Consider the following 13,644-nt stretch of genomic DNA (forward strand, 5'->3'; position numbering starts at 1 on the left):
CTGGTTGATCATTTCGCGGAAGCGATGAAGCTTGCGAGCTCGGGGGTCTTGGGGTTAGCGAACAGTTTTGCCGGTGGGCCCTGTTCCCAGACGCGGCCCTGATGCATGAAGACGATGCGGTCGGCGACGTTGCGGGCAAAGCCCATCTCGTGGGTGACGAGGATCATCGTCATGCCCTGTTTCGCCATCGCCTCCATCACTTTCAACACTTCGCCGACCAGCTCGGGATCGAGTGCCGAAGTGACCTCGTCGAACAGCATGAGGTGAGGGGCCATGGCGAGGCAGCGCGCAATGGCGACACGCTGCTGCTGGCCGCCGGAGAGCTGCTCGGGCCAGGCGTCGATCTTGTCGGCGAGGCCGACGCGGGTGAGCACGTCTTCGGCCAGCGCACGGGCCTTTGCCTTCTCGGTGCGGCCGGTGAGGAGCGGCGCGAGCGTGATGTTGCGCTCGACCTTCAGATGCGGAAACAAATTGAAGGCCTGGAACACGATGCCGACGCGCTGACGAAATTTTTTCAGGTCCGGCATTTTGGCATGGACCCGCTCGCCCTCGACGCGGATCTCGCCGGAATCGACGCTCTCCAGCGCGTTGATGCAGCGGAGCAGCGTCGACTTGCCCGAGCCGGAGCGGCCGATGATCGTGACGATCTCGCCTTCCTCGACGTCGAGCGAGACGCCCTTGAGCACCTCGACCTTGCCGAATGTCTTGTGCACGTCGCGGATTTCAACGAGAGCCATCGAGGCGGGCCTCCAGGGAGCGGGACCAGAGCGTGAGCGGCAGGCACAGCGCGAAATAGATCGCGGCGACCAGCGCGTAGGTGAGCAGCGGTTGGAACGTCGCCGCGCTCACCACTTGCCCTGCGCGAGCGAGCTCGACGAAGCCGATGATGGAGGCGAGCGAGGTGCCCTTGATGAGCTGCACCAGGAAGCCGACGGTCGGCGGCAGCGATAGCCGCAGCGCTTGGGGGCCGATGATGTGGCGGAATTGCTGCCAGGCGGAGAGGCCGAGGCAGGCGCCGGCCTCCCATTGCGCCTGCTTCACCGCCTCCAGGCCGCCGCGCCAGATCTCGCCGAGAAAGGCGGCGGTGTAGAGCGTATAGGCGACGGTGACGGCGAGGATCGCGGGCACCTGGATGCCCAAAAACATCGGCATGCCGAAATAGAAGAAGAACAACAGGCCGAGCAGAGGCACGCTCTGGACGATCTGGATGCACGCCGCCATGATCCAGCGCAGGCCGGCGAAGCGGCTGATGCGGCCCATTGCGAGCCCGAGCGCCAGCGGCGCACCGAAGCCGAGCGCGAGCACGACGAGCGCGACGGTCCAGCGCAGGGCTTCAACGAGCGAGACGAGATCGATGAGGGAGAAGGATCGCATCGCCTGCCCTTAGCGCCGTCGCGGCCAGCGGAAGGCCGCCGCACCGATGATGGCGAACAGCGCCTTGAACGACATCGCCATCGCGAAATAGACCACGCAGATCACCGCGTAGACCTCGAAGCTGCGATAGGTGCGGCTTTCGATGAAGCCTGCGACATGGAACAGCTCGTCGGTTGCGACTTGCGAGGCCAGCGAGGTGCCGAGCAGCAAAAGCACGAACTGGCTGGTCACGGCCGGATAGACGTTGCGTAGCGCCGGCGGCAGCACGATGTGGCGAAACACCTGCCAGCCTGATAGGCCGAGACACTGGCCGGCTTCGACCTGGTTGCGCGGGATGGAGTCGAGGCCGGCGCGAATGATCTCGACCGAATAGGCGCCGAAATACAGCGAGAGCGCGACGCTGGCGGCCTCGAACGCCGGCAGTTTCAGGCCGAAGTTCGGCAACACGAAGAAGACGATGAAGAGCTGGATCAGCGACGGCGTGTTGCGGAGCAGCTCGATGTAGCCGCGCACCAGCCAGCGCAGCGGCGTGATCCGCCCATTCAGTGCGACCGCGCCGGCAACGCCGATCAGGAGCCCGCATACCGCCGAGATCACCGTCAGCTCGAGCGTGACGATGGCCCCGTCGATGAGCTGGTTCTGATAGCGCCAGAGCGGCAGGAAATTCATGCGCTGCTCTCAGCCGAACTGGGTGGGGAGGGCGCGCGTCACGACACCGTCGGCGTCGAGGGCGAGGATCACGCGCCAGCGGTCGAGACAGGTGCAGGGATGCGAGATGCCGAAGGCGATGATGTCGCCGACGGCAAGCGCGGCTTCGGGAGCGACGGAGAGGAACGCGTGCTGGTCGTTGAGGCGCGTCACCGCCAGCTGATCGGCGAGCCCTTGCTGCTCGACGCCGTCGCGGAAGACGCGCAAGGGCACGGGCAGTCCCTGATCGAAGGAGGCATCGCGCATGCCGAAGCCGGCGATTGCAAGCCCGGCTTCGGGGCGCGACAGCACCTCGGCCCAGAGCGTCAGCGCGGGACGAAAGTTGTCCACGGCCGAGTGGCGCGTGCCGTCAATGAGCAGGCCGCCGCGCCGGTCCAGTTCAGCGAAGGCGCGGGCGTAGATGCCGTGATCGGCAAAGAACAGCGCGCCCGAACGCAGGATGACCGTGGCGTTGCCGTCGGCCTGCGCGCTTGGTGCGAGTGTTTGCGCGACGATATCGAAATACGCGGAGCCGCCGGCACTCATGATCAGTGGCCGCTGCGGGGCAGCAGTGCGCACCAGCGCGAAGGTCTCGACAGTGCGTTCCATCAGTGCCGCGATCGCGCGCATCGTCTCATCGGCATCGGGCGTTGCGACCGCGCCTTCGTAAGTGGCGACGCCGCCGAGCACGAGCCGGTCGGCCGCGAGCACCGCGGCAATCGTTGCTTCGACCGCGGCACGATCGCGCGCGCCGGCGCGGCCGGCGCCGAGTTCGATCAGCACGGACAATTCGCTGCGACCCGCGATGCGCGCTGCCTCGGCGAGTGCTGCAACGGCGGCCGGCGAATCCGCGAAGGCGTGAAACTCGACATCGGGATAGGCGCCGAGCAGCGCGCCGAGCCGCCGGCCGGAAGCGAGCCCGCCGATCTCGTTGGCGAGCAGCAGGCGTCGCTCGCCGCTCGCGAGCAGCACGGCGGCCTGCTGGATATTGGCGACCGTCGTGCCCCAGGCGCCGGCCTCGCGTAGCGAGCGGGCGAGCTCCGGCGACATCGGCGTCTTGGCATGGGGGGCAACCGCAACGCCGGCGCTCGCGCACCATCTCAGGAAGAGGTCGCGATTGGATGCGAAAGCGGCTTCGTCGAGGGTGAGGGCGGGCAGGGCAAGATCGCCGCGGGAAGGCTGCCAATTCTGGCTGGCGATCTCATCGACCGGCAGGCCATCGACCAGGGGAATACCCCGAATGGTCGCTGAAAGACGTTGGCTATCCCACCGGGACAAGAACTGCATCGTCGCTCCGTTTGCGGCCCTCGACCGCGGAAGGAACGATATGTCGGAATGACAACGTTGTCATCAGGCTCTTTTAGTCATTCCCAAGCCATGTTTGATGCAATAAGGTATCAAGGTAGGGAATGGTGCTCGTCGCCTAGGCTAATGCTCGCCGCCCATCTGCGCGAGCAGCTCCTCGATATCGACATCGACCTGACCTGCCGCGCGGAGGTGACGAACCTCAAAGCTGTCGGGCTGGAAGCGGTATTCGACGAGCCCGACTTCCTTGATCGCGATGCGGTCCTGGCGCGAATCGTTGATCCTGAAGCCGGCCGACGGCGCCCAGACATGGCGGGTGTGGCGATAGCTGAAGTCGCGGCGCTGGTGCACGTGACCGCTGGCGATCAGGCGCAAATCGACATTCGCAAACATCTCGATCAATCGCGCGCGCGCCGGCTGCGGCACGTAGCGGATCGAGGTCTCCGGCGTCTCTGGATCGTTAGGCAGGTTGAGGAACAGCGGCTTGTGCAGGAACAGCGCGACGGGCTTGCCGTTCACGCGCGATACGTCCTGGGACAGCCAGTCGAACTGCTCGGCCTCGAAGGCGAGGCCCGAATTCATCACCAGCGTGTTGAGGCCGATGAAGCGCCAGCCTGCGGCCTCGAACGACCAATGATCCTCGCCGATGATGTCGCAGAATTGCCGGCGGTGCGCTTCCATGACCGGCGGTTTCGGCGCAGGTCCGATCGCGGTCGGATTGTCGCCGATGTCGTGATTGCCGGGGATGTAACGGCAGGCGACGGGCAGGGCATCGTGCAGGCCTTTGGCGAAGGCGACATCATCGCGGCTGGTCGGCCCGTCGAAGGAGACATCGCCGGTGTTGATCACGAGATCGGGTCTGTTCGCGTCGATGTGCTCGCTGACGCGCTCGAAATTTGCGATCAGGCCGGGAAAGCGCCGGCCGAGATGGGTGTCGGAAATCTGCGTCAGGCGAAATTCGGACATGGGCGAAGTATTGCGCCGCCAGACGTCGGAACGATGACGCGCGCGTGCAATCCGCGATCGAACAAAGTTTAAAGCACGCGATAGCGGATGGTGTAGGCGTCCTGCGGGGCGACGGCGCCCGCCCCCGGTGAAGCAATGCGGTCGGCGAGGTGCCAGGGGCCGAACTGCTCGGAGCGATGTGGTTCGGCGGGCAGGCGAAGGCGGAATTCGAACGTGCCCTTGCCGGGCAGGTTCACGACCAGCACGCGGTCGGCGGTGCGGTGGTTGAGCGCCACCGCGCCGCGCAGCACGGAGCGTCCGTCGGCGAGGTCGCGCACGCCGTCGACCAGCGCCAGCGTCTGGTTGCGGTCGGTGTGCAGCTCGATCTGGCTGTCGGACGCCGCGGTCAGAGTCTCCCTGGGCATGCGGATCTCGAACTCGACCGCGGGTTTGGATGGATTGAGGCCGAGATAGGCGAGCGCGGCGTGGCGCATGTCGTAGGCGGCGAAGCCGAACAAGGCGACGGCGGTGAGCGTGGCCAGGCCATGCCTGACGATGTCGCGCCAGCTCCGGTAGCCCATGCGGAAATACACCGTCAGCGCCAGCGCAACTGCCAGCGCCGTCGCGATACCCGAGAGCGCCGACATCAGGATGCCGAGCCGGCCGTCAGCGGATTCGGACAAAGAGCTCATCAAACCGGCGATCTGGCTGAAGAGGGTGTTCATGGCGGGTGCTCGCCTCAGGCCCCGAAAAGGGGCCGAAATCGCTTTAACTATCGGTGGTTGGTCGCAAGATATGGAACCCCGGTTCAACTGGTTGATTGTCAGCGCCAGCAGTCGCGGCTAATGACGGCTCGCGGCGTTCCGCCTTACGGGAAAGTTCCGATGTCCATCCAAATGGTCCTGCTGCCTGTCTTCGTGCAGGTCGGCCTCACCTTCGCGCTCCTGATCGGCATGGTGTTCGGGCGCCGGAAGGCGCTGGTCTCGGGCGAGACCAAGATCCGCGACATTGCGCTGGGCGAGCCGAACTGGCCCAAGGACGCCACCCAAATCGCCAATTGCTACCGCAACCAGTTCGAATTGCCGGTGCTGTTCTACGCCCTGATCGCGCTGGCGCTGCCCTTGCGCCATGCCGATCTCTTCATCGTGCTGATGTCCTGGGTGTTCGTGGTGACGCGCTTTGCCCATGCCGGCGTGTTCGTCGCCTCGAACGATCTCGGACGGCGCTCCACGGTCTGGCTCGCCGGCGTGCTGGTGCTGCTCGCGATGTGGATCTACTTCGCGCTGAAGATGCTGTTGCTGATCTAGGCGCTTAAGCGCCAATCCTCATCTGAAAGATTCAAATGACTCCTGCTGCCCGGCTGTCCGCAGCCATCGAACTGATCGACACCATCGAGAAGGACCGCGTGCCCGCGGCGAAAGCGCTGAAGGAGTGGGGCACCGCGCACCGCTTTGCCGGCTCCGGCGACCGCGCCGCCATCGCCGGCCTCGTCTGGGACGTGCTGCGCCGCTACGCCTCGAGCGCGTATCTGATGGACGCCGATACCGCACGCGCCCGGCTGATCGGCATGCTCCGCCTCGAGCGCAACATGGACACGGCGACCATGGCCGCCTTGTTCGACGGCAGCCGCTTTGCGCCGGCGCCGCTGACGGAGGCCGAGCAGGCGGCGCTCTCCGCGCGCTCCCTGAAGGGCGCGCCGGCCGCGACCGCCGGCGACTATCCCGAATGGCTCGATCCGTACTTTGCAAAAACGTTCGGCGAGGACCGCGTTGCGGAGGCAACCGCCATGGCGAGCCGGGCGCCGCTCGATTTGCGCGTCAACACGCTAAAGTCCAATCGCGACAAGGTGCTGAAGGCGTTGGCTCATCTTCATGCAGAACCGACGCCATGGTCCGCAAACGGCTTGCGCATCGCGCTTTCGGCCGATGCGCGCAACCCCGGCATCCAGGCCGAAGAGGATTTCATCAAGGGCGCCGTTGAAGTGCAGGATGAGGGATCGCAGCTGGCGGCCGCTTTGACTGCGGCAAAACCCGGCGAGCAGGTGATCGATCTCTGCGCCGGCGCCGGCGGCAAGACGCTGGCGCTCGCCGCGATGATGCAGGGCAAGGGCCGCTTGATCGCGACCGACAGCGACAAGCGGCAGCTCGTACCGATCCACGAACGTCTGTCGCGCGCCGGCGTCCACAATGCCGACATCCGCACGCCCAAGGGCGATGCCGATCCGCTGGCCGACATTCGTGCGTCAGCCGACCTCGTCGTGATCGACGCCCCCTGCACGGGCACGGGCACCTGGCGCCGCAATCCCGACGCCAAATGGCGGATGCGCCCGGGCGCGCTGGAGATCCGCATGCGTGACCAGGTTGAGGTGCTGGAGCGCGCGGTGCCGCTGGTGCAGACCGGCGGTCGCATCGCCTACATCACCTGCTCGGTGCTGGCGGAGGAGAATGGCGACCAGGTGAGGGCGTTCATCGGCCGGCATCCCGAGTTCGCGGTGGTGCCGCCCGAGCAGACCGCGAGCGTGCTCTGGGACAAGGCGGAGGATTTTGCGCAAGCCGCGATGCAGTCGCCGGAAGGCTGGCTGATGACGCCGCGGCGGACCGGGACGGATGGGTTCTTCGTGTCGGTGTTGAAGAAGACGGGCTGATCAACGTTGTCATTCCGGGGCCCAAAACAAAAACCCCGCGAACCGAAGTTCGCGGGGTCTTCCAACTCGACGTTCTGCCGGTACGTCCGTGGTCAGAACGGTGCGCGGCGTTAGCCGACGCGGAGATTGTCAGCCGAGGACTTGCCGCTGCGACGATCGGCGACGATGTCGAACGAGACCTTCTGACCCTCGTTGAGGGAGGAGAGGCCAGCGCGCTCGACGGCGCTGATGTGCACGAACACGTCCTTCTGGCCGTCATCCGGCTGGATGAAACCATAACCCTTTTGGGTGTTGAACCACTTCACGGTGCCCATAGCCATGGGAATTTCCTTTAGTTAGTTAGAGAGGATACGCACGCGGACCGGTACGCAGCCTTGCGCCCATGGCCCTGATGAGTCGATGTTTTGGAGAAGTCATCTGGCGTGCGCGCCTGTCTTGGACGAGGCGTAGCGGCCCAGTCGTTCGGCCAAGTATCGATGATCACATTATAGCGAGATTTTGGGCCACTTCAAGGCACCACCCGTCACCCGGTACATCGGGTGACTTTGCTATTTTGCGGTGCAAATCAACTGGTCCGGCGTGCCTCAATCCACGATGAAAAGCGTAGCCCCGGTGACTGTCGAGGACCGGTGCGCGGCATCGCCGAAGTCCGAGACCTGATAGCTCATCCCCGCCGTGAGCTTGGATTTCCGCCCGTCGCGCAACTCGCTGTCGAGTTCGCCCTTGACCACGAAGATCACGTGACCGCGGTCGCACCAATGGTCGGCGAGATAGCCCGGCGAATACTCGACCATCCGCACCCGGAGATCGCCGATGTTGAGCGTGCGCCACAGCGCCTGGCCGGTCTCGCCGGCATGCGTGGTCGGCTCGACCTTGCTCCAGTCGGTGACGGTGAAGGGGGAGGTGGGGAGTTTCATGGGGAGGGTCCTTGCTTCAACGCGTGCAGGCCCCTGTTAGCGTATGCTGACGTCCGGGTCTTGCCGTTTACATGGGCAGCTCGTGCGTCAACGCGCAGCCGGCCGGCTCTTGCATTCTGCTCGCGGTGATGACCCAGACCAGCAGCGCGGCGGCGCTGATGCCGGCACCCAGCATGCAGACGCCGCTCCAGCCCGCCATCGCGTACACCATGGTCGATGCTACCCCGCCAACCGCGCTGCCGACCGAGTAGAACACCATGTAGCCCCCGACCAGCCGGCTTGCCGCCTCGGGTCGCGCGGCGACGATCAGGCTCTGGCTGGTCACATGCACCGCCTGGAGCCCGAGATCGAGCATGATCACGCCGGCCACGACGAACCAGAGTGAGGTGTGCAGGCAAGCGATCGCGGCCCAGGCGGCGAGCATCAGCATCAGCGACAGTCCGGTGCTGCGTTGGGCCCATCCAAGATCGGCGAGGCGGCCGGCATTGCGCGCGCCGAGCGCTCCGGCGAATCCGGCGACCCCGAGCAGTCCAATCGTCGTGTGCGACAGCGCGAAAGGGGGCACTGAGAGCGGCAGCACGATCGACGTCCAGAGCACGTTGAGATCGGCGAAGATCAGGAACGCAAACAATGCGCGCTCGCGCAGGATCGGTTCCTCCGCGAACAGCGCCACCGTCGAGCGCAACAGCGACAGATACGAGGCGCCGGCCATCGTCGCCTGCGGTCCGCGGGGCAGGACACGCAGCAGCAACGCAGCCGTGGCGAGCATGAGGCCGGCCGAAACCAGGTACACCGTGCGCCAGCCGCCGATATCGGCCAGCGCGCCCGAGGCGAAGCGCGCGAGCAGGATTCCCCCGACGACGCCGCTGGTGACGGTGCCGATGGCACGGCCGCGGCCGTCCGGCGTCGCGAGCGTCGCGGCAAAGGCGACGAGGATTTGGACGACGACGGCAAGCACGCCGACCAGCGTCAGTCCCGCGAACAGCACCGTGGCGTCGGATGCGGTTCCGACGATCACGAGGCCGATTGCCGACAGTGCGATCTGGCCGGCAATCAGGCGCCGGCGATCCCAGAGGTCGCCGAGCGGCACGATCAGGATCAGTCCGAGCGCGTAGCCCACTTGCGTGAAGGTGACGACCATGCCGATTGCGGCGGGAGCGATGCCGAAATCATGGGCCATCGCATCGAGCAGCGGCTGCGCGAAGTAGATGTTGGCGACGCTGAGGCCACAGGCCAGCGCGAGCAGCAGCGCCATTGCGGATGAAAGCCCACGCCCTGCCGTTCCGGCGATCGTCTTCGGGCTCCCTTTGGCGAGGTCGTCGCTCGTCATCCGTCATCTCCGGCACTTTCATTTAAGTCCTATAATAAGACCAGTTGCGCAGGATGCTGTCCAGTCTTATTTTAGAACCGGATTGGAGAATGAACATGAAGCGGACCGGTTTTTCCGGGGCTGAATGCCCGGTGGCGCGCGCGCTGGACGCGATCGGGGACTGGTGGTCGCTCCTGATCGTGCGCGACGCCTTCGACGGGCTGCGCCGGTTTGGCGATTTCCAGAAGAATCTCGGCATCGCCAAGGGCATGCTCAGCACGCGCCTGCACACGCTGGTCGAGCTCGGTGTGCTCGAGCTGGTTCCGGCCTCCGATGGGAGCGCCTACCAGGAATACGCGCTGACGAAGCGGGGGCGCGACCTGTTTCCCGTCATCGTCGGTCTGCGCCAATGGGGCGAGGCACATCTCTACGCGCGCGGCGAGCCGCATTCCGACCTGGTGGATCAGGCAGGCCAGCCGGTCGGGCAGCTCTTGCTGCCGTCGCGGACTGGCCGGCCGCTGACATGGTCCGACACCAAGGTGCGGAAAGCCGGTGCGCGAAAACGCTGAGGTCGCGACGCGGGCGGCTGACGTCAGTGCGGCCGATGGTTCGCCCCCCGTTTGCCGACGAGCCAAATTAGGTCAATAATACTTACCTATATCGATTTGCCCATGCCCAAAGAAGGATGTGGGCGCGCGGCCCGCGCGGTTGCGGGCAGGGGCCGGGTCGCGTATTTGCTTGCCATGACAGCAGCACAGAACGACCGCTCCGCGTCGACGCCTTCCGTGGCCTCGGCGCATGACAAGATTCTCATCGTCGACTTCGGCAGCCAGGTGACGCAGCTGATTGCGCGTCGCGTGCGCGAGGACGGCGTCTATTGCGAGATCGTCCCGTTCAACAAGGCCGAGCAAGCCTTTTTGGAGATGAAGCCGAAAGCGGTGATCCTCTCCGGCGGCCCCGAATCGGTGCATGAGGCCGGCTCGCCCCGCGCCCCGCAATTGATCTTCGCATCCGGCGTGCCCGTGCTCGGCATCTGCTACGGCCAGATGACCATGGCCGAGCAGCTCGGCGGCACCGTCGAGGGCGGCCATCACCGCGAATTCGGCCGCGCCGATGTCGAGGTGAAGGCGCCGAGCAAGCTGTTCGAGGATGTCTGGTCGCCGGGCGGCAAGAACCAGGTCTGGATGAGCCATGGCGACCGCATCACAAAAATGCCGCCGGGCTTTTCGGTGGCCGGCACCTCGCCGAACGCGCCGTTCGCGATCATCCAGGACGAGACGCGCAAATACTACGGCCTGATGTTCCACCCCGAAGTGGTGCACACGCCCGACGGCGCAAAACTGATCCGCAATTTCGTCCGCAAGATCGCCGGCCTCTCCGGCGACTGGACCATGCGCGCCTTCCGCGAGGAGGAGATCGCCAAAATTCGAGCCCAGGTCGGCAAGGGCAAAGTGCTCTGCGGCCTCTCGGGCGGCGTCGATTCAGCCGTCGCCGCCGTGCTGATCCACGAAGCCATCGGCGACCAGCTGACGTGCGTGTTCGTCGATCACGGCATGCTGCGCCTCGACGAAGCCAAGACCGTGGTCGAGCTGTTCCGCCACCACTACAACATCCCGCTCGTGCACGTGGATGCCTCGAAGCAATTCTTGGGCGAGCTCGAAGGCGTCACCGACCCCGAGACCAAGCGCAAGACCATCGGCCGCCTCTTCATCGAGGTGTTCGAAGCCGAGGCCAAGAAGATCGGCGGCGCCGACTTCTTAGCCCAAGGCACGCTCTACCCTGATGTGATCGAGAGCGTCTCCTTCACCGGCGGCCCCTCGGTGACGATCAAGTCGCACCACAATGTCGGCGGTCTCCCCGAGCGTATGAACATGAAGCTCGTCGAGCCCCTGCGCGAGCTGTTCAAGGACGAGGTCCGCAAGCTCGGCCGCGAGCTCGGCCTGCCCGAAATCTTCGTCGGCCGCCACCCGTTCCCGGGCCCCGGCCTCGCCATCCGCTGCCCCGGCGAGATCACCCGCGAAAAACTCGACATCCTGCGCCAGGCCGACGCCGTCTACATCGACCAGATCCGCAAGCACGGCCTCTACGACGACATCTGGCAGGCCTTTGCCGTGCTGCTCCCGGTGAAGACAGTGGGCGTCATGGGCGACGGCCGCACCTACGACTTCGTCGTGGGCCTGCGCGCCGTCACCTCCACCGACGGCATGACCGCGGACTTCTACCAGTTCGACATGAAGTTCTTAGGCGAGACGGCGACGCGCATCATCAACGAGGTGAAGGGCGTGAACCGGGTGGTGTATGATGTGACGAGCAAGCCGCCGGGGACGATTGAGTGGGAGTAGGGGGGCGGTTCAGCAATCAGTATGATCCAACTCACTGCTCCGGAGCAGCATAGGTAAGCAGGTCCGCTTCTATGCCAGCGTCCTCAAACAAGCGTTTGATCAATGTTCCGAGCCGCGCTGAGTGGGGATCGCCAATAATGTTTTTGCAAGCCTCTACGAAACGATCCAAGGCCGATCCGAAGTGGCTTTCGTATTGCTGCCGCTGAAGCCACATCTCAAGCATGCGTCTCATGAAACGCCGAAAGTCATCCATTTCGAGCCCCTTGAGAGCCGACTCGAAATCCTCCACGGTAGCGTTCTTCATTACGGCTTCTTGCATAGCACCCCAACCGCTGTTGTTGATTATGTGCATGCAAACATCGAACACCGTCGCCTTTGATTGAGCGCGAGCTTTGATGGCTGCGAATTCGCTTTTGATGTCTGGATGCAGCGGTCGGTGGTAAAGGCTGTCGTCGTTGCTGACGTCGTGTTCAGGCGGCCGTTCGCGGAATGAAGTGATCCAAGCTTGCACGAACCTTGAGCCAACCGCGCTGCCGTCAGGCAGTTGTGCGAGATTTCTATCAAGGTCGGTGACCGTGTACGGGTCGAGCAGGTTTGCAAGCGAGAGCAAACCGTTAGCTTCAGTGATTAGTTCGGCATCCTCGGCGCGAGGATCCCAAAAGAGGCGCTCGAGCAATTGGCCCACTCGGTGATGAGCTTCCATCCTGACGGTCTCGGCGACGTAGCGATCGACGATCGCCGTGACTTTGCTCGCGTCAAATTGGCCGGACTCCAGAAACTGTACCACGAGCGCTTCAAACTCGTCGCAGCGGCCTATGCTCAACTCCTGGAGTAAGAGGCGCCATCTTGCCTTGCGCTTCTCATTTGCGTCTGGTGCCTTGTCCTTGTTTGTTACGCGCTCGGCCAAATCGCTCGTGGACCCAGCGGCTAGGACAAATTGGAAGTTGGGGCCGTCGTCGATGCCCCTGTAGTTGATCGCCGTAAGTACGACAATTGACGGAACAACGCGCGCGAGTATTACCTCCGAGAGATCGCGCGGACCGAGCAGTCGGTTCACGGACCGAATTACTCTCTGAACGACGCGAATGTTAGTCAGTCGGCAGATTCCAACGGCTTTCTTGATCTGAGCGGAATAGCGAGACGGCATCAGTCCGATCGCAATTGCAAACGCCTCTTCTGGGGTTGTGAGTAGTTGAATCTCTTGATCAATAACCTTTTCTCGCAGCGTGTCCCAAGCTTGTCTTTGCGCAAGCTGATCGCTGTTGAGGATTAGTACGAAGCGCGAGCCGTACTGCTCGCTGTACTGGTCGATGAAACCTAGTATTTCATCAATGCTAAGCTTTTCGTGCTTACGCTCGATGTCATCAATTACGATCGTCTTATTGCGCAATATCGCTGGGGCCAACAACAGGCTCAGGTCATTGATTGCACCGAAGCCCTTGTGAAACGATTCCAAGACCTTGATGCCAGAACTCACCGCCTGTTTAGCACCATCCCAAAGGCGGGGATGGGACTCGGCAACTGGGACGACCGATTCAAGTAGCTTCCGCTTTAATTGATCGATGTCGGATAAGCCAAATAGGGACACGTATAGGGCGCCCTTGACGGTCTCATCGTCAGAGACACTCTGGACCTCACGCCACAAATGACTTTTTCCGGTGCCCCATTTCCCAGACAGGGCAATTACTTTGTTTTCCTGATCGGCGAGCAGCTCGACAAAGTGCTCCCTTGTTTCGTGTAACGACATATTTGAGGCCTGCAGGTTGGGGTACGCGTCAATCTTGCCATAGTAGGCCCATGCATGGAATGCCCACTGAACCGAGTTTGTTGCAACGCGATCTTTGTTTTTGGCTCTCCCTGCGTATTCTTTCAACTGCGGAAGCAGGCCTCGCTTCAGCCACAACAGCTGTTGAATCGAAGACAAGTTACGGGGACAGTGCTGGACTGCACCCCGTAAGTGAGACACGCTAATTTCTGTGACAGGTTATCCTTGGGGATGACCGATGACAGACAAAATGGCGATCCGAACGTTTCCGACAGCGTACAAATTGAAGGCGATCAAGCGGGTTGAGCGGGGCGAAGGCGTCCTTCCTGTGGCCCGCGAGCTCGGGATCTCCCGCA

Annotated in this window: 14 protein-coding genes; 4 read left to right on the forward strand and 10 right to left on the reverse strand. The window is 63.6% G+C overall.

What is annotated here, in order from left to right:
* Positions 1–8: 8 nt before the first annotated feature.
* From BMW89_RS10515 to BMW89_RS37815, 6 genes are all read right to left on the reverse strand, one after another.
* Entirely contained in the window at positions 9–737 is a 729-nt protein-coding gene (locus tag BMW89_RS10515) for an amino acid ABC transporter ATP-binding protein (RefSeq protein ID WP_092025486.1), read from the reverse strand.
* Positions 724–1,374 carry an amino acid ABC transporter permease gene (locus BMW89_RS10520; RefSeq protein ID WP_092025489.1) on the reverse strand — a complete coding sequence of 217 codons (651 nt, stop codon included), beginning with the start codon at positions 1,372–1,374 and terminating at the stop codon, positions 724–726. Before BMW89_RS10520 ends, BMW89_RS10515 begins: the two co-directional genes overlap by 14 nt.
* Before the next feature lie 9 nt (positions 1,375–1,383).
* On the reverse strand, positions 1,384–2,043 hold the full coding sequence (locus BMW89_RS10525) for an amino acid ABC transporter permease (RefSeq protein WP_092025492.1): 660 nt from the start codon (positions 2,041–2,043) through the stop codon (positions 1,384–1,386).
* A gap of 9 nt (positions 2,044–2,052) precedes the next feature.
* Positions 2,053–3,348 carry an amino acid deaminase gene (locus BMW89_RS10530; protein WP_092025494.1) on the reverse strand — a complete coding sequence of 432 codons (1,296 nt, stop codon included), beginning with the start codon at positions 3,346–3,348 and terminating at the stop codon, positions 2,053–2,055.
* Between the two features lie 141 nt (positions 3,349–3,489).
* Entirely contained in the window at positions 3,490–4,332 is an 843-nt protein-coding gene (locus tag BMW89_RS10535; protein WP_092025496.1) for a metallophosphoesterase family protein, read from the reverse strand.
* Positions 4,333–4,400: 68 nt separating this feature from the next.
* Positions 4,401–5,036, reverse strand: a complete 636-nt coding sequence (locus BMW89_RS37815; protein ID WP_177195957.1) for an acriflavin resistance protein — start codon at positions 5,034–5,036, stop codon at positions 4,401–4,403.
* Positions 5,037–5,195: 159 nt separating this feature from the next.
* On the opposite strand from BMW89_RS37815, the gene BMW89_RS10545 reads away from it, so the two are divergent.
* Positions 5,196–5,618, forward strand: coding sequence for an MAPEG family protein (locus BMW89_RS10545; protein WP_092026284.1), 423 nt, complete (start codon positions 5,196–5,198; stop codon positions 5,616–5,618).
* 35 nt (positions 5,619–5,653) lie between these two features.
* Positions 5,654–6,955: an RsmB/NOP family class I SAM-dependent RNA methyltransferase gene (locus BMW89_RS10550; RefSeq protein ID WP_092025499.1), complete on the forward strand. Its 1,302-nt coding sequence runs from the start codon at positions 5,654–5,656 to the stop codon at positions 6,953–6,955.
* A gap of 110 nt (positions 6,956–7,065) precedes the next feature.
* Here BMW89_RS10550 and BMW89_RS10555 read toward each other — a convergent pair whose 3' ends face one another.
* The 3 genes from BMW89_RS10555 to BMW89_RS10565 all read right to left on the reverse strand — a co-directional run bounded on the left by BMW89_RS10555 (position 7,066) and on the right by BMW89_RS10565 (position 9,202).
* Complete coding sequence (locus BMW89_RS10555) at positions 7,066–7,275, reverse strand: cold-shock protein (protein ID WP_008141931.1); 210 nt, start codon at positions 7,273–7,275, stop codon at positions 7,066–7,068.
* 264 nt (positions 7,276–7,539) lie between these two features.
* A complete protein-coding gene (locus BMW89_RS10560) occupies positions 7,540–7,872 on the reverse strand; it encodes a DHCW motif cupin fold protein (protein WP_092025501.1) in 333 nt (110 codons plus the stop codon).
* Positions 7,873–7,939: 67 nt separating this feature from the next.
* The gene (locus BMW89_RS10565; protein WP_092025504.1) at positions 7,940–9,202 is read right to left on the reverse strand and encodes an MFS transporter; all 1,263 of its coding nucleotides are present in this window, start codon (positions 9,200–9,202) and stop codon (positions 7,940–7,942) included.
* A gap of 95 nt (positions 9,203–9,297) precedes the next feature.
* Here BMW89_RS10565 and BMW89_RS10570 point away from each other — a divergent pair, with 95 nt between their 5' ends.
* Both BMW89_RS10570 and guaA read left to right on the forward strand, forming a co-directional pair.
* Complete coding sequence (locus tag BMW89_RS10570; RefSeq protein ID WP_092026286.1) at positions 9,298–9,750, forward strand: winged helix-turn-helix transcriptional regulator; 453 nt, start codon at positions 9,298–9,300, stop codon at positions 9,748–9,750.
* Positions 9,751–9,924: 174 nt separating this feature from the next.
* Positions 9,925–11,523, forward strand: a complete 1,599-nt coding sequence (gene guaA / locus BMW89_RS10575; protein ID WP_092025507.1) for a glutamine-hydrolyzing GMP synthase — start codon at positions 9,925–9,927, stop codon at positions 11,521–11,523.
* 31 nt (positions 11,524–11,554) lie between these two features.
* Here guaA and BMW89_RS10580 read toward each other — a convergent pair whose 3' ends face one another.
* Positions 11,555–13,426 (reverse strand): P-loop NTPase fold protein, encoded by a 1,872-nt coding sequence (locus BMW89_RS10580; protein ID WP_143062737.1) that lies wholly within the window; start codon positions 13,424–13,426, stop codon positions 11,555–11,557.
* Positions 13,427–13,644: the final 218 nt, after the last annotated feature.

Source organism: Bradyrhizobium sp. OK095, from assembly GCF_900109945.1.
GTDB lineage: Bacteria > Pseudomonadota > Alphaproteobacteria > Rhizobiales > Xanthobacteraceae > Bradyrhizobium.

Coding starts and splice junctions, on each gene's coding strand:
- guaA (WP_092025507.1), top strand. CDS start 9,925: ATGACAGCAGCACAGAACGACCGCTCCGCGTCGACGCCTTCCGTGGCC.
- BMW89_RS10550 (WP_092025499.1), top strand. CDS start 5,654: ATGACTCCTGCTGCCCGGCTGTCCGCAGCCATCGAACTGATCGACACC.
- BMW89_RS10555 (WP_008141931.1), bottom strand. CDS start 7,275: ATGGCTATGGGCACCGTGAAGTGGTTCAACACCCAAAAGGGTTATGGT.
- BMW89_RS10515 (WP_092025486.1), bottom strand. CDS start 737: ATGGCTCTCGTTGAAATCCGCGACGTGCACAAGACATTCGGCAAGGTC.
- BMW89_RS37815 (WP_177195957.1), bottom strand. CDS start 5,036: ATGAACACCCTCTTCAGCCAGATCGCCGGTTTGATGAGCTCTTTGTCC.
- BMW89_RS10530 (WP_092025494.1), bottom strand. CDS start 3,348: ATGCAGTTCTTGTCCCGGTGGGATAGCCAACGTCTTTCAGCGACCATT.
- BMW89_RS10565 (WP_092025504.1), bottom strand. CDS start 9,202: ATGACGAGCGACGACCTCGCCAAAGGGAGCCCGAAGACGATCGCCGGA.
- BMW89_RS10525 (WP_092025492.1), bottom strand. CDS start 2,043: ATGAATTTCCTGCCGCTCTGGCGCTATCAGAACCAGCTCATCGACGGG.
- BMW89_RS10535 (WP_092025496.1), bottom strand. CDS start 4,332: ATGTCCGAATTTCGCCTGACGCAGATTTCCGACACCCATCTCGGCCGG.
- BMW89_RS10545 (WP_092026284.1), top strand. CDS start 5,196: ATGTCCATCCAAATGGTCCTGCTGCCTGTCTTCGTGCAGGTCGGCCTC.
- BMW89_RS10560 (WP_092025501.1), bottom strand. CDS start 7,872: ATGAAACTCCCCACCTCCCCCTTCACCGTCACCGACTGGAGCAAGGTC.
- BMW89_RS10520 (WP_092025489.1), bottom strand. CDS start 1,374: ATGCGATCCTTCTCCCTCATCGATCTCGTCTCGCTCGTTGAAGCCCTG.
- BMW89_RS10570 (WP_092026286.1), top strand. CDS start 9,298: ATGAAGCGGACCGGTTTTTCCGGGGCTGAATGCCCGGTGGCGCGCGCG.